The organism is Halobacillus sp. B29 (genome assembly GCF_052246755.1).
Taxonomy (GTDB): domain Bacteria; phylum Bacillota; class Bacilli; order Bacillales; family Halobacillaceae; genus Halobacillus; species Halobacillus halophilus.
The window spans coordinates 1-16,734 of sequence record NZ_JBQQCM010000021.1 but is presented as its reverse complement, the minus strand read 5'-3'; the positions used below and the strand labels follow the sequence as shown (position 1 = coordinate 16,734).

Genomic DNA, 16,734 nt, shown 5'->3' with positions numbered 1-16,734 from the left:
TGGGCTCTATAAAGTAAATGTGTATATTTGAAACTTTCATTACAAATACAGTTTTCTCATCGTCTGGTAAGCTTTCCATACACTCTCTACACGCTTTTTATGATCTTCTGGGCTGCACAAATCTTCAAAAGGCTTCGGTTGTCTTTCTTCCTTCAACGTTAGGACATAAGGAATAAATTCGTTTAAAAAATCGCTAATATAGACAGCTTTAGACTCCCTGACCCATTCTAATAGCTCTCCCTCCTGTTCGATGCCTTTTTGACTGATATCCATCCACTCTCCATACAGCTTAGGTAACTCGACTTGTACAAATATCCGATCCTCATGTTTTCTCTCTACAATTAAATATTGGTCTGCATATTCAATAAATAGTTCATCATCTGTTGGCTGGGAGTGCCTTTCTTTGTCGTCTTTGGAATAAAAATGCTGAAAGTTACTATTCCTTCCTACGTACATATATAAATGTTCACTTAGAGACGCTTCCATGCGGTCGATTCCAATCACTTGCCTGCCTTCTTGTAAAAAACCGGTGCTCATATGATAGCCGATCCAATGAAAACATGGGTGTACAGTTATAAGCATTGATCGTCCCCTCCTTCATCATTTCAGTTTATTCACCACTGTTTTGAATCATGAACGGCCGCGAATACTTATTTCTTTTTTTAGGAAGTTCTGATAGTATTAAAATAGAATGTGTATGATTGAGGTGAGTTTAAATGAAGTTTGTATGGACGTTGATTTGGGCCCTTCTGCTGAGCTTCATGACGGCCTATGTAGTCAGTAATATGGCTGGAGGAAGTTTTGGTTTCACACAAGTGTTCATTATGACGCTTCTTTTTACTGGGGCGGCAGTGATACTTGGCGAAGGACTCATTAAAGACGAAGCTTAAAGATAGGTCATCATTGAACGTTGCTGTCTAATGATAGCAGCGTTTTTTCATGTACATAAACCGGCTCCAAATGAATAACTTGGCTTATTGCACATAGAAATCAAGTAACCGTATAGTAGAGAAGTGCTTTTTTATAGTTGGTTATTTATAAATAACCTTCGATGGAGTAAGGATCTATCCCACTGCTTTTGCTTGCACACAGGGCTTTTATCAGCAGTATCTCTGACTCAAGTTTCTTCACTAAACGGCCCTGTAAAAACTCTCTATTTTTATTCAAAATTGCTTCACACAGCTTTTTTATATGGAAAGGGATCAAGGAGGAAGAATAATGGAAGAAATTTTGATATTGATTAAATATTTATTTTTGGGGATATTTCAAGGATTTACAGAACCGATTCCAATCTCGTCCAGTGGACATCTGGTGCTTGTCCAAAACATTCTGGATATGGATTTTGAAGGATTAAATTTTGAGGTGCTTGTAAATTTCGGATCCTTAATCGCCGTTTTTATCATCTATTGGGATGATTTAGTCCGATTAGTCAAAAACGGAATCGGCTACATGCTTACCAAAGATGAACGGCAAAAAGATGATTTTGATTTTATCATTTATCTCATTATCGGAACGATTCCAGCCGGTGTCTTAGGAATACTACTGGGAGATGCTATAGAGGTATTATCCACACCAGAAACGGTAGGAATTACGTTGATTATTACTGGTGTTGCTTTATGGCTCATCAGAAATATGCGCGGTCGAAAAGGTGACGGACAACTGAACTGGAAGGATGCTGCTATTGTAGGATTCGCTCAGGCCATTGCTTTAATTCCAGGTATCAGCCGCTCAGGTGCGACCATTGTAGCTGCCATGTATCTCGGGATGAAACAGGAAACCGCACTGCGATTTTCTTTCCTTCTGTACATACCCGTAAGCTTAGGTACCATGCTATTATCAGCGGAAGAAGTCATCGCGGATGCTTCTCAAAATAATTTATGGATAGGTTATATTGCAGCTTTTCTAGCTTCTATTGTCGCTTCCTATCTTTCTTTAAAATGGTTTATGAATATCATGGCCCGTGGAAACCTCAAGTACTTCGCCTTCTATTGCTTTATCGTCGGCGGCATTACCTTACTCATCATCTGGTTCTAATAAAGTTTCATTAAACATCTTTGCTGACCAAACAGAAAAGCTCCCGTTTGTATAAGACTCTGTTTCGAGATAATTAGGCCCGTTACGTTAAAGGGCGGAGGGCTGGTTGGGAAATAAGTCGCTTTCCTGCGGGGGAACCGGCAAGCCTCCTCAGGCTACGCCTTCCGGGGTCTAGCCAGGCCCCTTCTCCCGCGGGAGTCTCCTCATTTCCCAACCAACCCAACTATAATTTTGCGACACAAAAGCAAACTTATCCCCTCTACCTCTTCATTCGTTTCACGGATCGTTGTTGAGTGATTGACTTTTGTAAGTTCAAGAAAAGCATTCTTTTTAGATGGATCTCCGTTGCTTCCACGATGAGCGTTCGGTGGTGACGCCTGCGGGAACAGCGCGAGCCGAAGATCCACTTGGTCAAGTGGTCTTCTTGACCAAGTTAGCTGAGCCCGTGCCCGCGGCAAGCATCCACCGATAAGCGATTCGTGAGACGCAACAACAAACGTCAACAACTCCCCTGGGTAGAATGGAGTTTTTCAGTGGCCTCATCAACATGATCGGTGAGACCCCGGAGAGCTTTAGCTCGAGGAGGCTCAGCACAAGGGATGTTCGACTAGGAGCGTCACGTCCTGTGGCAACGTCGAACGACCCTGTATCGTGCAGGGCCGCGGAAATTGAATCATCCCCCGCAGGACCTTCACTGTTACCATGTTTAACAGATAAAAAAAGTCAGCCCTGCTTCTGTAGCGGGCTGACTTTTTTAACCACCACTAACTGGTGGGATAAAGGCAATGGTATCTCCTTCTTTTACAATTTCTTCATCCTGGACAAATTCCTCATTTAGAGCTGCCATGGATCCTTTTACTTTATCTATCGCATAGTTGCTTGATAATGTTTCTTTAAGTTCTCCGATAGAACGACCGTTCACATCCAGTTCAATGCTTTCTTCCCCGGCCTGTTCTCTAAGACCTGCAAAAAATAAAATTTGATTCATTTTGATGCATCTCCTTTCGCAGGAATTCCCTGTTTCGTTTCTTTTTGATCACCAATCCATTGCTCGCCATCTTCCCAATGTTCCTTTTTCCAAATAGGCACAATTTCTTTAATCCGCTCAATCGCATAACGGCTTGCTTCGTAAGAATCGGCACGATGAGGTGTGGAAACGGCGATAACGACAGCAATATCGGTGATTTCAAGGCGGCCCACCCGATGGACAATAGCCGTTTCTGCCTCTGGCCACTTCTTCTTAATTTCATGGCCAATTTCCTCTAATTTCTTCTCTGCCATCGCCTTGTAGGCTTCATATTCCAGGTAAAGGGTACGTTTTCCTTTTGTAAATTCTCTTACGGTACCAATGAAGGTGTTAATCGCTCCCGCGTTTCTCCTGGTTACGAGATCCACTACTTCTTGTATCACTAGAGGTTTATCTGAGATCCAATAATACTTCCCCAAAATCTTATGCTCCTTTCGCCAGTTTGTAGATTTCAGGCAATTGTTCCTTCCATTGTTCCAGCTTGTAGACAGGAAGATCCAGATGGCTTGTGAGGGACTCGTCCCATGTGACTACCAAACGGATGTTTTCAAGCTTAAGCAGTTCTAAGTCTTTTTCTCTTTTTATAATAACCGCTTTCGGGTAGGATTCCTGTTTAAATCCTTCCACAACGATTAAGTCCGGAGTAAAAAAGCGGTATAAGGATACTAGCTTTTCAAGCGGGTATCCTTCCGGATGATTAAGCTCCAGTTGAAGACGGCCCGGACTATCCACGCCTGTCATAAAGGCACCGGACTCATGCAGACGGTAACTGTCTGTGCCATAATGCATGACTTTCAATGGTTCATCATGGCTATGATGTTTAATCGCGGCTACGTGCTCCTCGTTTTCCGCACCATAGGCGATCAATTCAGATAAGAGGGAAGTTTTTCCGCTATTTTTGTATCCTACTACTTGAAATACTGGGGTCTCGTGGTTCATTGTGATTCCCTCTCCTCTGTGTATTTATGTAAAAACCCCTGCCTATTTATACGGCAGGGGCCAAGTTCATTAATCTGGAATTCCTAATGCGATTTTAGCGTAACGGCTCATACGATCTTTCGTCCAAGGTGGATTCCAGACAATATTAACCGCTACCTGATTAATTTCCGGCAGGTCAGCTAAGCAGCCTTTAACATCCTGCTCAATGTGAGCGGCCAGCGGGCAGCCCATCGCTGTTAACGTCATTGTTACGGTCGCATTGCCGTCTGGATCTATATCGACGCCATAGACAAGTCCAAGATTCACGATATCAATACCGAGTTCAGGGTCAATGACATTCTCAAGGGCACCTAACGCATTTTCTTCAGTTGCTGTACTCATTAAATTTTCCCCCTTCACATGTGTTCAAAGTTTATTATAAACAAAAATCGACTCAGAATAAACCAATCGATTCCATCATAGAACTAATTCAAGCCAGTTAACCATTTCCAGGATAGCAAAGCGGCTAACCTTATGGTCCCGGCCGACTTCTCTTAAGAAGCGGATATTCTCGGGATTTTTATAATATTTAATGGCTTCGTTATAAAAATCGTATGAGTGCTCAAATGGAACAACAGGATCCGCATCGCCATGCCAGAAGAAAAGAGGTCTTCCGTATAGTTTGTCCATTTGTTTAGATAGATCAATCGCTCCAAGAAAATCAAATAGCTCATTCATTTTTTCTTCTGACAATGGTATTTGAAGACCGAAGTACTCGATTTCATCAACTAATTGCTTAGCAAAATCAACTGGTTTCGGAGAACCCATCATGACTGCGCTAGCCTGAATCCACGGATACATGGTTAGAGCCGCGCTCGTTGTTATCCCTCCAAGGGATGTACCTCCGACGCCGATCCGCCGGTCTTTAATAAGGTTCTCTCGATCAAGTTCGTCTTTTATATCTTGAAGTTCTTTTAAGTTTTGATATACAATATCCCAGAACTTAAAATTCAGCTCATCCTTGGACAGATCCTGATCACGTTCGCCGTGGTAGACACTGTCAGGTAGAATGACACGGTAGCCTCTTTCTGCCAGTAAATAAGCCTGAGGAAGGTTATGCTCCTTCGCTGATGTAAAGCCGTGGAAGTAAATAAATACAGGCATCGGCTCCTCTTGTTTTGCTGAATCAACTACAGTAAGTGTTGGTACGCCTTTTAAGGTTTTCCTTTGAATTCCGATCATCAACGTGTTTCCTTTCTAACTAAACTTTACGTCCTGTTTAAATAGCTATTACAAAAGTGAGTTATAGTATAATCGTAACACTGCCCGATAGAATTGGGAAGTGTTAGGTGATACAGGCGGGAATTCTTTACAACTCACCTTTCTTACCGCTACACTATACATACAAATGAGGTGAAGATATGGATAAACAACATTTAATAGCACTGGATCTGGACGGCACACTTCTGACGGATGATAAAGTCATCCATGCCCAAACAAAAGAAGTGGTGCTAAATGCCATACATCAAGGTCACATCGTGGTGATTGCGACAGGGCGTCCACATCGAGCAAGCATCGATTTCTATCATGAATTAGGACTTAAGACGCCAATGGTTAACTTTAATGGCGCTTTAATCCACCACCCTACAGATCATAAGTGGGATGCGCTTCACTCCCCGCTTTCAATACGCACCGCTCATAAAATTATCGATACATGTCAGGATCTGGGTGTCAAAAATATTCTGGCAGAAGTCATGGATCAAGTGTATTTACATCAGCATGATGAAGAAATTATGAGCATTTTCCAAACGAAAAATGACAACCCAATCAGTATTGGACGTTTGCAGTCGAACTTAAAAGATGATCCTACCTCCATCCTAATCCACCCGGAAGAAGATAAAATTCAGAGGCTTCGGGAAGAACTGGATGTGCACGCTTCTTTAATAGATCACCGTAAATGGGGCGCGCCTTGGCATGTGATTGAAATCGTCCGTGCTGGTCTGAATAAGGCGGTAGGTCTTCACAAAATCGCTCACTACTTCCACATTCCAAAGGATCGAATTATTGCGTTTGGCGATGAAGACAACGACCTGGAAATGATTGATTACGCCGGTGTCGGCGTAGCTATGGGGAACGCCATTGATGAACTAAAAGGTGTCGCGAAACACGTTACGCATTCAAATGAAGAAAATGGCATAGGAGAATTCTTGAACGAATATTTAAAACTTAATAAAAAAGCCATGTAAGTCAACATTTTCCTAGGTTAGATTACAGGCAATTCTCCATACTAAGCTTGAACGTGAAAAACGTTCAGGCTTTTTTTATGACAGGAGGGCTTGTCATGGAACAGCAAAAACAGAAAGATCGCAACGAAGAACGCTGGACAGAAGTTCGTCAGTTTGACGAAAGCAAGATGGAGCCTAAAAGGCTTTCAGACGCTAAACGAAAAGAAATCGAATCTGACCAGCATACGGTAGGAGGGTTTTAAATGAAGGGCAGAAACCTTTTTGAAAACGCACGTGATGCGGTAAACCGTTTCACACAGAACCGTGATGGCAATGGCAGCCAACAGATGAGTCAAGAAGACATGCAAGCGGCTAAACAAGCGATTCAATCTGCATATAGCCAATGTTCTCAACAAGAGAAACAAGAGCTACAGCAGTTGGAACAACAGCTTGAGAACCACCATCAAAGTTTGCGATAAACCATGTGAAAGACCAGTCTGGATTTCCAGGCTGGTCTTTTTTACCCCTTTTCATTAGTAAAAACTGCGTCCTTAGCAGGAGTTATAATTATTGGATTTGGGGTATGTTATATGTACCCCCTAATTTTTTCTGAATTTGATACAGCCATTCTTCCTTTTGAATCGTGCTTCACTGGATGAATGGCTGTATCTTTTTTATGTCTTTGTGCACTCCTCAAAACTCTTCACAATCTTTAAATCCTTATGATTCCATTCATAGCCGGCCGAGTGAATCCATATAGCTCTCATTCCAAGTGCAAGGGCTGGAGCAATCTCATTCATGAAATTATCTCCAATGGATATGACGGATCCGGCCGTGTACTTACCGTTCCTTAAAAGGGTTTGAAACAACTCGGTCGTGTGTAGCGGTTTCGCTGCCGAAGAAATTCGTTCATGAAACATATCTGTCAGGTCAATACGATTTAAAATATGGTCGACGTCATGAGCTTCACTATTGGTGATTAAAACTAACCGCTTCTCTTTCCTCCATTTGAGCAAGGCGTCTCTAAGCCCTTTTGTTTTCGTGAGCGAAAACTGGCCCGAAACCATATATTCTTTCGTTTGGCCGTAACATTCACGTACTTCTTCTGCCGATACACCATAATGCCTCGCGATTGAAAAAGGAAGCCACCACCCGTCTCCCAGGGCGATCTGTTTTTCTAAATCATAGGTGAGCGAATCAGGGTATGTTTTTTCCGTGCGGCTTTTTGTCCACACCTCTCCCCTCCACGTCTCCACCTTACGTACTTTATTGGAAAAGGGATCGACTGTTAGGATGACATCTTCTTCGACATCATAAACCTTCCCTATTTGCAATGGATGTTTACCAGCGAGCACTTTATGATAATCCTGTTTTACGTTAGGGCGGTTCTCAATAGATGCCCGCTGCTGAAGCAGGTGAGCGTAATATTCGAAGTGATCCGTATCCTCATACAGCGTGCCGTCTAAGTCAAAAATCAGACACTCCGCTTGATCGATCATTACGTTTCCCTCCTTTTGAGTTTAGAGCAATGAACGCTGTTCCTAGTATGTACCAACAACCATGCTTAGACGCACAAAACAAGCCCGGGATCCTCATTTCCCGGGCTTTAACATGGATCAAGAACGATAATAGGATATTTTTAAGACGACCGCATACAGTACATGACCGATTAACCAATATAAGATAGCTGCGCCATCAGTTAACGCTGGGGTTTCCTTAATAGCGAGAAGCGTAAGCGGCACATAACTGGTAGCGGCAAACGCACTTAAGATCAAAGCAAGAGACCAGCGATTACGCTTAGTGTCTTTCAGGACGCGCCTGAACGCATACACATACAGGACCCCAATAATCCAGGAAATAATTAAATGAAATAGCCATTCGATCGCAACCGGCCATTCAATGCTTCCAATCAAGGGAATAAAATCAACATTCATGAGCAACGTGTACACTTTTTTACCCGTTACTAGCTCGACCAGCGACATGTATAAGCCGAGTACGAGTCCGGAAGTCGTACCAATCCAAAATCCCCAGCGAATCATAGCTTTTCCCCCACATCTATCAATAGGCTTCTTGTTTTCTAAGTTCACGGAGCAGGTTCTCTAAAACCTGCCGAAGGTCCCTATGATCTCCTTCCAGCATACGGAAATAAAGGGCTCTCAGGAAGTGCTTGCTGTTATTTATTATAATATCCTCCCGAGGATCCTGCCAGCTTTCACGCACATAGAGCAGAGTTTCCAACCACTCTATTCGCGCTTGCGGCTTAATTTTCTTAAACATGATCATAACAGCAGTTACCATCCGTTCTTCTTCATCAAATAAATAGGGGTGGTCAATGAGAAACTGAGCTTTAATAATCGGCAGCATTTCTCGTATTTCCGATTCTGTAATTTCATCACAGGAAGCCACGTGATAGAGAGCATCGGCTGCATGAGCCATTGCATGGGCCCAGCCCTTCCCTTTTACATACCCGCGGTGATCTGATTCCTGCTGCATGTACTTTTTGAGATTATGCCAAACCCTGTGGACCTCTGCTTCTTTCAAAAAGGGGGTCTTCCGATGTTTTTTCAGGATAGGAGGAATTAATAAAACAGAAAAACTTCGTTTAAAGACCGCATCTTCCTCTCTTTTAGACGTACCGATCCGGTAAAAGAGATAGTTCTTATTCAGAATGGACTGTAATATATTTTTTAATTGTTCGTGACTGTAGTGCCCACGTTCAATAAACGTTGTAAAAATGGTATGGATCAGATCGTCCCTAAGTACCGGATGAACCGAACCGATCTTCTGGAGCATCATCGTTGTCAGCTCCTGCAGGCTTTGGTTTTCAGGCAGTTGATAATCGTTATCTTTAATGGGCTGCAACACATCAATGAGTCGCGTTTCCATAAAACACCTCCTAAAAAGTGTTTTCATTGTAACACAGTTTTTATGAAATTAATGGAATATTAGCTTTCAGTTTAGAGTTGGAAGAATATCTGATAAAATAGGTAAAGATGTTATAGAGGAGGATGCGAAATGGCAGTAAAAGTAGAAGAAACACCAAATCCGAATGCTCGTAAATTTACGACGGATTCGATGATTTTCCAAGGGGATGGCAGTGTATCTGTTATGCCTGGACAGACAAGTGACCATAAAATTTTAAATGATCTCATGAACTTTGATGGAGTAGATAATGTGTTCGGCTTCCAAAACTTTATTACCGTAAATAAATTACCGAATGCTGAATGGGAAACATTGACTCCTAAAGTCGAAGGATTGCTAGCTGAATACGGATATTAATAGCTAAAAAAAAGGCTGCCACTTGTATTTGTGGCAGCCTTTTTTTATTGAGGAGGATGTGAAAGATAAGCTCCCGTTTGTTGAAGACTCAGTTTCGAGACATTGGAGGAGCGGAAGGTCCTCCGCGGGACGATTTCGCTTTCCGGCCCTACACGACGCAGGGTCGTTCGACGTTGCCACAGGACGTGGCGATCTTAGTCGAACTTCCTACATCCAGTCCATACGACGCTGACCAAGGTGCTTCCGCTTTTAATCTTGGGAGTCTCGTCGTTTCCTCCGTCACCTCAGCCATTTCATGTGAACGGACCCTGGCAGTAGAAAAATGTGGGAAGTTTATATCGTCTAAAATGCTTCTATAGCGCTGTTTGTACCCTGGGTAGACTACGTTTATCACATAGGTTATTCTTCCTCATATGAAGGCATTTACGTAAAGGATTTCGAGCTCTTCATGATCGCAAAGGAGCGGAAGGGAACGGCGTAGACTCCTGCGGGATGAACATGACAGGTGAGGCCCCGGAAGGCGCCAGCCTGAGGAGACTCAGCGCATGCCCGCGGAAAGCGAGCCGTTCTGTGGAGCTCCTTTCTCCATCCAATATCTCGAAATCGAGTCTTACACAATCCGGCGCGTTAGTTGAATTATCTTCTTGTTAAAAAGAATAACCCAATATAACCAAAAAAGCCGTCACGAGGATTGTGACGGCTTCATTTTAATTAAATTTCTGTAGAAGTAAATGGTTAAGGTGCACAGGACTTCCATCTTCAGCACTTTCTTCAAATACAGTCAACGTCAGTGACCCGTACGTCGGCAGGTCTTCCTCAGAAATATCAATTTCTATCTCGAATGAAGACCACGCAGGGGCACCCTCGACTACTTGTACAGATGTTGGTTCCACCAATACGTAATGACCATCTTCCACTGTATAGATAAAGCTGCCTTCGTGTACACGAGCTTCTCCCTCGATGGTATAAGCACCATTCTCACCAGACACGGTTACGTTGCGGAATGCCTCGCCCTCAGTTTCAACCTCTCGCGTCGTTGACTCCGTATCATTCTCCGGCTCACTCTGCGCAATTTCCTCTAAGGGAACATTCTTTATGGTTTCGTCTTCACTGTCTTCAGAATTCACTATAAGCGTAAGAGTCACCGTACCGAAATCAGGTAAATCCTCATTTGGAATCGAAAGCTCCAGAGTAAAAGGAGCCCATTCGGATTTATTTCCTACTTCCATAGCTTCAGGTTCAATCAGCACGTGATGACCATCTTCAACCAGGTAGGTAAATTCCCCGTGGGATACGTAAGCTTCGCCCGTGACTATATAGGCTCCATCCTTACCGCTTACTTCAATATTACGGAACCCATCTTCCTCGGCACTCACAGTCTTCTCTTCTGTTTTTACTTCTTCATTTGTTTCTTTATCTTTATTGTTATCTTTATCAGACTCTAACGGGGTTTCTTTTTCCGGTTCTTCAGAGGGTGCTTCATTTTCTTCCTGACTGCTCCCCGTTTCTTGATCAGCAGACTCAATGCTAAATGATTTCGTTAATTGGAAAGGTTCAGCCTCTAATGGCTGTTCATTAATTGAATTTACCAGGAACGTTATAGTTGCTTCGTAGTCCCCTGGCTCTTTAATGCCTGTCCATGTTTCTTCAGCTGTTAACGATTCACCCGCTGCCAATTCTTTGATGATCATCTCCTGGGTAAACATTTTATCAGCTGAAAATGTGTAAACACTTTCTCCTTCAGCATTCGTTACTTGAATTTCATATTCCTGGCTTGAGGTAAATCCTAAGGTTACAGTCTCATCCGATGTGTTTTCAAGCGACATTTGAAAATCGGCTGTACCCTCCGATGTTGCCACATTCGCTTCCATATTCAAAGATTGAATAAATGCTTCCACTTCTTCAGCTTTCTTCTCTGATTGTTCTTCCGCTTTTGGTTCTTCTGTCTTAACTTCCTTAGATTTAGTCTCAGAATCTGCTTCATTTCCGCAGGCCGCCATGGTAATCATCATGACCCCCATAAAGATGGCTAACAAATGTTTCATAACGCCACTCCTTTTTTCTATTTACATGATTAGACGACCATATTACAGAAATGTTACAAATTATTTGTCATCTTTTCGGAAGAAACCAAAAATACCTGTCGTCTGAACGATATTGGTAAACGCAGAAGGATCGACATCCTGGATAATATGCTGCAGGTCATATAATTCATATCGGGTAATAACCATAATCATCATATTTTTATCCTGCTGTGTAAAAGCACCTCTTGCCGGCAAAGTTGTAATACCGCGAACCATTTGGGAATGGATCGCTTTTTCTAAATCGGCTGCTTTGGACGTGATAATCATAGCCGTAAGTTTTTCGTGACGTGTATGAACAGCGTCGATCACACGAGTGGTTACGTATAACGTCAATAATGTGTACAACGCGTTTTCCGGTTCATATAATAAACCAGCAATCGCGATGATAGCACTGTTCAGTACAAGGAAGTAAATACCGATCGGACGGTCTTTCATACGAGAAAGCACCATAGCTACGATGTCCAAACCACCTGTTGACGCACCCCATTTGAGCGTAATTCCGACACCCATACCACCAATTACACCGCCAAATACGGCATTCAGGATAATATCCTCTGAAAGCTGCAGCACGGGGATTAATTCAAGAAAAAGGGTAGTGAAGGCGACTGATACAACACTATAAACCGTAAACCCCTTCCCTACTTTAAGCCAGCCTAAAATCACTACTGGAATATTAAGTATGAATAAGATGAGACCTGTACTAATTCCTGGCACACCTAAAAAATCGGTAAATATACTGGTAAGCAGCTGGGCAACCCCGGTGAACCCGCTCGCGTAAACATTAGCTTCAATGAGAAACAGGTTCAGGGAGATAGCATTAAATGCTGCCCCTAACAACACAATAATAATTCTTCTTAGTTCAACTGTGAACAATCCGCAACCTCCTACGAGTAGTCTACTATCTTTTTTATCACCGTAACGAGACAAAATCAAGTTAAAGATGAGTAAGCTGTGAAAGATTCCGTCGAAATGCCCCATTAATTGTCGTACGTTTTCTTGTAATTGCTTTGACTATCCTTCCTATTATGCCTAAACTTAAAGAAAGAATATAAATGGCAGGTGATCTTATGAATGTGCAAATTGTATGTGATTCAGCCAGTGATCTATCCCCTGAAACTCTGGAAAGCTATTCGTTAACCATGGTCCCCTTGAAAGTGACCATTAATGGAGAAGAGTATGAAGACGGGAAAACCATATCCCCTCGTGATGTCTATGAGAAAATGCGGAACGGAGAAACCCCCAAAACTTCTCAGGTTACCTCCCAGGCTTTTCGAGAAACATTCACAGAATTTGTAAAGAACGATCAGCCCTTTATTTATTTTGCCTTTTCATCGGAACTATCCGGTACATATCAAAGTGCAAAAATGGTAGAGGAAGAAATTAAAGAAGAGTACCCTCACGCACAGTTCGTAGTTATCGATACGAAAGCAGCCTCTCTGGGTTGCGGACTCGTGGCCATAAGAGCTGCTGAACTTGCGGAAGATGGCTATTCATTCGAAGAAATTTTAGAAGCTGGAAAGTATCAGGCAGCTCATATGGAACATATTTTCACGGTAGCGGATCTGGAATACTTATATCGCGGCGGCCGCGTAAGCAAAGCCTCTGCCTTTGTCGGAAGCCTGCTTAAAATTAAACCGCTGCTTCATATGGAAAATGGTAAGCTTATCCCGCTTGAAAAAATTCGCGGTTCCAAAAAAGTATGGAAGCGAATGATTGAAATTATGAAGGAACGCGGCAAAGATTTAAAACATCAGCGTATTGGCATCAGCCACGGCGATGATTTGGAAACCGCAGAGCAACTGGCGGATATGATCCGATCTGAGTTTGAGACTGAAGATATCCGTTTTGAAATGGTCGGCTCTGCCGTCGGTGCTCATGCAGGTCCCGGAACCATAGCCTTGTTTTTCTTAAATGACACCCCTAAATAGATTGGGTTCTTTGTAACCTTTCCCCCCTTTTTAACGACTATATTAATAAAAAGGGGGGTATTTTTATGGTGACGAAGGTATTGAAACTGGCTTTAAGCATTATGCTGCTTCTTGCTGTTTCAGCAGCCTGCAGTCAAAATGAAGACAACAGTGCGGAGACATCCGAAGAAGCTTCGTCCGATTCTGCCGAGTCCAATGGATTGTCAGAAACTCCTTCTCAAGCGGATAACAATGAGGGAAATGGCCCAGCCCGTATCGCTCAAAGCAGCGAACAACGCATGATGGTCTATGAAGCTCATATCGACTTGGAAACGAATAATTACGATCAATTTCACCAGCATCTTCAGGAAAGAATGAATCAGCAGGATGCTCAAATGGTCGAAAGCAATATTAGCAAAAATGAGCAAGGCAGACGGCAGGGTCACATCCGCATCCGGGTGCCTCAGCCGAACTTTGAATCTCTGCTTACAGAAATCGAAGAGATCAGCAGTGAAGTTCTCTCCAGAAATATATCCGGACGCGATGTTACAGAAGAATACGTGGATTTAGAATCTCGTCTGCAAGCTAAGGAAAAGATTGAATCGCGACTGCTTACCTTTTTGGAACAAGCCGAAGCGACCGAAGATTTAATAAAAATCTCTCAAGATCTCGAGCGCGTTCAATCTGAAATTGAAAGATTAAAAGGGAAAATAAAGTATTTAGAGAATCAGAGCAATTTCTCTACGATCACGGTCTCCATTCAGGAAACGGCGGCAGGTGCAAATTTGAATAACTCCCCGGGCAGCATCTGGGAAGAAACCAAGCTGGCGTTTATCAATTCGTTGCATTACGTTGGGCAATTCTTCTCCTGGCTGGTTGTATTCATCCTGGGCTACTCTCCATTTCTCGCGCTGATTGCCGGAGTGGGTCTGATTTTTTGGCTGATCAGAAGAAAAAAGAAAAAGTCATCCTCCTAATTCAAACGCCCCTCTTTTCCATCTACAGGGAAAGAGGGGCGTTTGAGATTAAGCATGTTCTGTTTTCCGGTTTTTAAGACTGATCACGGTTACGGCAATTACAAATAAACTTAGAACGCCGCCGACAAAACCAATAAACAGCCAATTATAGCCCTCGTCAGGTTCCACCACAAAAACGTCTGCGGTTTCCCTTTCCATTCCAAGGCGGTAGTCCCCATTATCCTGCTGTCGTACCATTCCATCATGTAAAAGGCCTCTAAGCTGCTGTCCTTCTGGTAAACCGGAAAGTACAGCGGCTTTCGTTTCTTCTGCATTATTAATCGCAACGATCATCGTCTGGTCTTCATAGCTCCGTTTAAAAATAGCCAGACCTTCTTCATTGTACATTTCTTCATAATCTCCGCGCGTGAGCGCAGGAAATTGCGTTCTCATGGAAGTTAAATTATCGATACGCTGCTTCAACTGCTCGTCCCCTGCTTTGAAGTTCATCATTTTAATGGTTGACGGGTCGCCGCCATCATCAAGCGGGAGCTCCGTACCAAAGTACATGACAGGTATGCCTGGAATCGTAAACTGATACGTCAAAGCGAGCTTCCAGCGAGTGATCGGATTCTGCCCTTCTTCTACCGCCAAGTGTGTAAATCGTCCGATTGAAGGGTCATCGATATATCGAAGAGTCTCGTAAGGTTTCCCTTTATGTTCGAGGTTATCCTCCCAAACAGTATAAAGATCATCAAGATTCTTTCCGGAGGATTGAAACGTGTCACGCGTCACCGACTGAAAGGAAACGGAAGAATCGTCTTCCCCTTTCAGATCTTTTGTGAATAGTCCAAACCCTTCCTGTACGGACTGAACCCGTTCCTCCAGATCCGTATAAAACTTATCGGGTAAAGGAACAGCACTATGTAAATGGAACGCATCTACTCCTGTTTCCTTGATCCAGAACTCAGCGGTGTCGAGGAAATAGCTCTGTACCTGAGGGTTGTCCAGATTTAATACGGACATATTCTCTGTCCAGGCTTCTGGTAAAGTAGTGTCACCTTCCGCATACCAATCGTTTTTTTGTGGATCCTCTTTCCAGGGATGATCGCTGCCGGTATGGGACACCACAAAATCAAACATCACCTTAAGGTCCAGTTCATGGGCTGCTTCGACCAGCTCCTCGGCTTTCTTCATAGTACCGAAGTGTTCGTCAACCGATTGAAAATCGTCGATCCATTGACCATGATACCCTCCATCCTGATTGGCCATCATGGGGGAGATCTCAATGGCTGTAAATCCCTTCTCCTTAATATAATCCAGCTGCTTGATAATTCCTTCTAAATCACCACCGTGATAGGCTTCATCTTCTTCCCTATCGTTAGAATTATCGCCATTCATAAATCGATCAATCGATATATAGTATACGCTTTCATCCTGCCATTGACGTTCTTCTATTTCTGCTGCTCCAGCTTGAGAAGCGAAAAAGAGAAATAACGGAATAAACAGAATCCCAGCTATTACTTTTCTCATGGCCGCTCTCCTTTCTATCTAATAAAGGTAACTCTCTTAGATTATCCTTTCCAGGCCTTCCCCGTCAATTGTACTCGGCATCAATTCACCATAATACATACAATGGTCACATTTACAGGCGCCTCCACATAAAAAAACGCACAGCTGCTAAAGCCATGCGGTTGTAAAATTTGAGTCTGTATAAAATTCTTTTCGAGATATTTTATGAGAGGAAAGGTCCTGCGGGGGACGATTTCGCTTTCCGGCCCTGCACGACGCAGGGTCGTTCGACGTTGCCACAGGACGTGGCGATCTTAGTCGAACTTCTTATATGTGCTGAGCTTCCTCGGGCTTAACAGCCCTGCGGGATCTCACCGATCATGTTCATCCCGCAGGAGTCTGCATCGTCCCCCTTCGGACCTGGCCAAAATCAGAAACTCGAAATCATTTAAGACATCGATGGGTTCATGAAAAAAAAGCATGGGCTCAAGAGGCTAATTTCATGCTTTAACGATGTGAAATAGACTGTCACAAAAGCATTTAGGACCGATTAAGAAGGAGAGCATCCTCTCTTATAATAGCGTCCGTTATTCTGACTCGGCTGGGCTGGTGGGGAAATGGCGAGACTCCCATGGGAGAAGGATCTAGGTGAGACCCCACAGTGAGTGAAACGACTGAGTTATCATGAACGAAAAACTAGCTCCTTACACGTAAATTCGTAGGTTAATCGGGTAAGGAATAAGTAAGAAACCCAAACCCTATCAGAGCTACATTACGGAAGGAGCTAGCTTA

General features: G+C 43.2%; 22 protein-coding genes. 9 read left to right on the top strand and 13 right to left on the bottom strand.

Annotation, left to right across the window (positions count from 1 at the left end):
• Positions 1 to 39 precede the first annotated feature (39 nt).
• Entirely contained in the window at positions 40 to 582 is a 543-nt protein-coding gene (locus ACTWP7_RS19300) for a hypothetical protein (RefSeq protein ID WP_443124576.1), read from the bottom strand.
• A gap of 134 nt (positions 583 to 716) precedes the next feature.
• Between ACTWP7_RS19300 and ACTWP7_RS19295 the strand changes: the two genes are divergently transcribed.
• On the top strand, positions 717 to 890 hold the full coding sequence (locus ACTWP7_RS19295) for a YjzD family protein (protein ID WP_443124575.1): 174 nt from the start codon (positions 717 to 719) through the stop codon (positions 888 to 890).
• Between the two features lie 328 nt (positions 891 to 1,218).
• Positions 1,219 to 2,034: an undecaprenyl-diphosphate phosphatase gene (locus ACTWP7_RS19290; protein ID WP_443124574.1), complete on the top strand. Its 816-nt coding sequence runs from the start codon at positions 1,219 to 1,221 to the stop codon at positions 2,032 to 2,034.
• A 203-nt stretch (positions 2,035 to 2,237) separates the two neighbouring features.
• Here ACTWP7_RS19290 and ACTWP7_RS19285 read toward each other — a convergent pair whose 3' ends face one another.
• From ACTWP7_RS19285 to ACTWP7_RS19260, 6 genes are all read right to left on the bottom strand, one after another.
• Positions 2,238 to 2,537, bottom strand: a complete 300-nt coding sequence (locus ACTWP7_RS19285; RefSeq protein WP_443124573.1) for a hypothetical protein — start codon at positions 2,535 to 2,537, stop codon at positions 2,238 to 2,240.
• Between the two features lie 251 nt (positions 2,538 to 2,788).
• Positions 2,789 to 3,022, bottom strand: coding sequence for a molybdopterin converting factor subunit 1 (moaD, locus tag ACTWP7_RS19280; protein WP_443124572.1), 234 nt, complete (start codon positions 3,020 to 3,022; stop codon positions 2,789 to 2,791).
• A complete protein-coding gene (locus ACTWP7_RS19275) occupies positions 3,019 to 3,480 on the bottom strand; it encodes a molybdenum cofactor biosynthesis protein MoaE (RefSeq protein ID WP_014642538.1) in 462 nt (153 codons plus the stop codon). Before ACTWP7_RS19275 ends, moaD begins: the two co-directional genes overlap by 4 nt.
• 4 nt (positions 3,481 to 3,484) lie before the next feature.
• Positions 3,485 to 4,000 carry a molybdopterin-guanine dinucleotide biosynthesis protein B gene (mobB, locus tag ACTWP7_RS19270; protein WP_443124570.1) on the bottom strand — a complete coding sequence of 172 codons (516 nt, stop codon included), beginning with the start codon at positions 3,998 to 4,000 and terminating at the stop codon, positions 3,485 to 3,487.
• A gap of 69 nt (positions 4,001 to 4,069) precedes the next feature.
• Positions 4,070 to 4,381 carry a metal-sulfur cluster assembly factor gene (locus ACTWP7_RS19265; RefSeq protein ID WP_014642536.1) on the bottom strand — a complete coding sequence of 104 codons (312 nt, stop codon included), beginning with the start codon at positions 4,379 to 4,381 and terminating at the stop codon, positions 4,070 to 4,072.
• Positions 4,382 to 4,456: 75 nt separating this feature from the next.
• Positions 4,457 to 5,221 (bottom strand): alpha/beta fold hydrolase, encoded by a 765-nt coding sequence (locus ACTWP7_RS19260; RefSeq protein WP_443124569.1) that lies wholly within the window; start codon positions 5,219 to 5,221, stop codon positions 4,457 to 4,459.
• 179 nt (positions 5,222 to 5,400) lie between these two features.
• Between ACTWP7_RS19260 and ACTWP7_RS19255 the strand changes: the two genes are divergently transcribed.
• From ACTWP7_RS19255 to ACTWP7_RS19245, 3 genes are all read left to right on the top strand, one after another.
• Complete coding sequence (locus tag ACTWP7_RS19255; RefSeq protein WP_443124568.1) at positions 5,401 to 6,225, top strand: Cof-type HAD-IIB family hydrolase; 825 nt, start codon at positions 5,401 to 5,403, stop codon at positions 6,223 to 6,225.
• A gap of 95 nt (positions 6,226 to 6,320) precedes the next feature.
• Positions 6,321 to 6,467 (top strand): hypothetical protein, encoded by a 147-nt coding sequence (locus tag ACTWP7_RS19250; RefSeq protein WP_014642533.1) that lies wholly within the window; start codon positions 6,321 to 6,323, stop codon positions 6,465 to 6,467.
• Entirely contained in the window at positions 6,468 to 6,683 is a 216-nt protein-coding gene (locus tag ACTWP7_RS19245) for a DUF3813 domain-containing protein (RefSeq protein ID WP_014642532.1), read from the top strand.
• Positions 6,684 to 6,878: 195 nt separating this feature from the next.
• On the opposite strand, the gene ACTWP7_RS19240 is transcribed toward ACTWP7_RS19245, so the two are convergent.
• From ACTWP7_RS19240 to ACTWP7_RS19230, 3 genes are all read right to left on the bottom strand, one after another.
• The gene (locus tag ACTWP7_RS19240; RefSeq protein WP_443124567.1) at positions 6,879 to 7,703 is read right to left on the bottom strand and encodes an HAD family hydrolase; all 825 of its coding nucleotides are present in this window, start codon (positions 7,701 to 7,703) and stop codon (positions 6,879 to 6,881) included.
• 117 nt (positions 7,704 to 7,820) lie between these two features.
• Positions 7,821 to 8,243 (bottom strand): hypothetical protein, encoded by a 423-nt coding sequence (locus tag ACTWP7_RS19235; protein WP_443124566.1) that lies wholly within the window; start codon positions 8,241 to 8,243, stop codon positions 7,821 to 7,823.
• Positions 8,244 to 8,262: 19 nt separating this feature from the next.
• Complete coding sequence (locus tag ACTWP7_RS19230) at positions 8,263 to 9,090, bottom strand: DUF2785 domain-containing protein (RefSeq protein ID WP_443124565.1); 828 nt, start codon at positions 9,088 to 9,090, stop codon at positions 8,263 to 8,265.
• A 129-nt stretch (positions 9,091 to 9,219) separates the two neighbouring features.
• On the opposite strand from ACTWP7_RS19230, the gene ACTWP7_RS19225 reads away from it, so the two are divergent.
• Positions 9,220 to 9,483 carry a NifU N-terminal domain-containing protein gene (locus ACTWP7_RS19225; RefSeq protein WP_014642527.1) on the top strand — a complete coding sequence of 88 codons (264 nt, stop codon included), beginning with the start codon at positions 9,220 to 9,222 and terminating at the stop codon, positions 9,481 to 9,483.
• Positions 9,484 to 9,563: 80 nt separating this feature from the next.
• A complete protein-coding gene (locus ACTWP7_RS19220) occupies positions 9,564 to 9,842 on the top strand; it encodes a hypothetical protein (protein WP_443124564.1) in 279 nt (92 codons plus the stop codon).
• Between the two features lie 348 nt (positions 9,843 to 10,190).
• On the opposite strand, the gene ACTWP7_RS19215 is transcribed toward ACTWP7_RS19220, so the two are convergent.
• Positions 10,191 to 11,528 carry a BsuPI-related putative proteinase inhibitor gene (locus ACTWP7_RS19215; protein ID WP_443124563.1) on the bottom strand — a complete coding sequence of 446 codons (1,338 nt, stop codon included), beginning with the start codon at positions 11,526 to 11,528 and terminating at the stop codon, positions 10,191 to 10,193.
• Positions 11,529 to 11,588: 60 nt separating this feature from the next.
• The gene (locus ACTWP7_RS19210; protein WP_443124562.1) at positions 11,589 to 12,440 is read right to left on the bottom strand and encodes a YitT family protein; all 852 of its coding nucleotides are present in this window, start codon (positions 12,438 to 12,440) and stop codon (positions 11,589 to 11,591) included.
• A 194-nt stretch (positions 12,441 to 12,634) separates the two neighbouring features.
• Here ACTWP7_RS19210 and ACTWP7_RS19205 point away from each other — a divergent pair, with 194 nt between their 5' ends.
• The gene (locus ACTWP7_RS19205; RefSeq protein ID WP_443124597.1) at positions 12,635 to 13,495 is read left to right on the top strand and encodes a DegV family protein; all 861 of its coding nucleotides are present in this window, start codon (positions 12,635 to 12,637) and stop codon (positions 13,493 to 13,495) included.
• A gap of 65 nt (positions 13,496 to 13,560) precedes the next feature.
• Positions 13,561 to 14,451 carry a DUF4349 domain-containing protein gene (locus ACTWP7_RS19200; protein WP_443124561.1) on the top strand — a complete coding sequence of 297 codons (891 nt, stop codon included), beginning with the start codon at positions 13,561 to 13,563 and terminating at the stop codon, positions 14,449 to 14,451.
• A 48-nt stretch (positions 14,452 to 14,499) separates the two neighbouring features.
• On the opposite strand, the gene ACTWP7_RS19195 is transcribed toward ACTWP7_RS19200, so the two are convergent.
• A complete protein-coding gene (locus tag ACTWP7_RS19195) occupies positions 14,500 to 15,963 on the bottom strand; it encodes an alpha-amylase family glycosyl hydrolase (RefSeq protein WP_443124560.1) in 1,464 nt (487 codons plus the stop codon).
• Positions 15,964 to 16,734 lie beyond the last annotated feature (771 nt).

Bases quoted from the DNA above. Each gene is read 5' to 3' on its own strand.
- moaD (WP_443124572.1), bottom strand. From the start codon at position 3,022: ATGAATCAAATTTTATTTTTTGCAGGTCTTAGAGAACAGGCCGGGGAA.
- mobB (WP_443124570.1), bottom strand. From the start codon at position 4,000: ATGAACCACGAGACCCCAGTATTTCAAGTAGTAGGATACAAAAATAGC.
- ACTWP7_RS19260 (WP_443124569.1), bottom strand. From the start codon at position 5,221: ATGATCGGAATTCAAAGGAAAACCTTAAAAGGCGTACCAACACTTACT.
- ACTWP7_RS19235 (WP_443124566.1), bottom strand. From the start codon at position 8,243: ATGATTCGCTGGGGATTTTGGATTGGTACGACTTCCGGACTCGTACTC.
- ACTWP7_RS19225 (WP_014642527.1), top strand. From the start codon at position 9,220: ATGGCAGTAAAAGTAGAAGAAACACCAAATCCGAATGCTCGTAAATTT.
- ACTWP7_RS19200 (WP_443124561.1), top strand. From the start codon at position 13,561: ATGGTGACGAAGGTATTGAAACTGGCTTTAAGCATTATGCTGCTTCTT.
- ACTWP7_RS19205 (WP_443124597.1), top strand. From the start codon at position 12,635: ATGAATGTGCAAATTGTATGTGATTCAGCCAGTGATCTATCCCCTGAA.
- ACTWP7_RS19250 (WP_014642533.1), top strand. From the start codon at position 6,321: ATGGAACAGCAAAAACAGAAAGATCGCAACGAAGAACGCTGGACAGAA.
- ACTWP7_RS19195 (WP_443124560.1), bottom strand. From the start codon at position 15,963: ATGAGAAAAGTAATAGCTGGGATTCTGTTTATTCCGTTATTTCTCTTT.
- ACTWP7_RS19245 (WP_014642532.1), top strand. From the start codon at position 6,468: ATGAAGGGCAGAAACCTTTTTGAAAACGCACGTGATGCGGTAAACCGT.
- ACTWP7_RS19300 (WP_443124576.1), bottom strand. From the start codon at position 582: ATGCTTATAACTGTACACCCATGTTTTCATTGGATCGGCTATCATATG.
- ACTWP7_RS19290 (WP_443124574.1), top strand. From the start codon at position 1,219: ATGGAAGAAATTTTGATATTGATTAAATATTTATTTTTGGGGATATTT.
- ACTWP7_RS19295 (WP_443124575.1), top strand. From the start codon at position 717: ATGAAGTTTGTATGGACGTTGATTTGGGCCCTTCTGCTGAGCTTCATG.
- ACTWP7_RS19265 (WP_014642536.1), bottom strand. From the start codon at position 4,381: ATGAGTACAGCAACTGAAGAAAATGCGTTAGGTGCCCTTGAGAATGTC.
- ACTWP7_RS19240 (WP_443124567.1), bottom strand. From the start codon at position 7,703: ATGATCGATCAAGCGGAGTGTCTGATTTTTGACTTAGACGGCACGCTG.
- ACTWP7_RS19255 (WP_443124568.1), top strand. From the start codon at position 5,401: ATGGATAAACAACATTTAATAGCACTGGATCTGGACGGCACACTTCTG.
- ACTWP7_RS19230 (WP_443124565.1), bottom strand. From the start codon at position 9,090: ATGGAAACGCGACTCATTGATGTGTTGCAGCCCATTAAAGATAACGAT.
- ACTWP7_RS19215 (WP_443124563.1), bottom strand. From the start codon at position 11,528: ATGAAACATTTGTTAGCCATCTTTATGGGGGTCATGATGATTACCATG.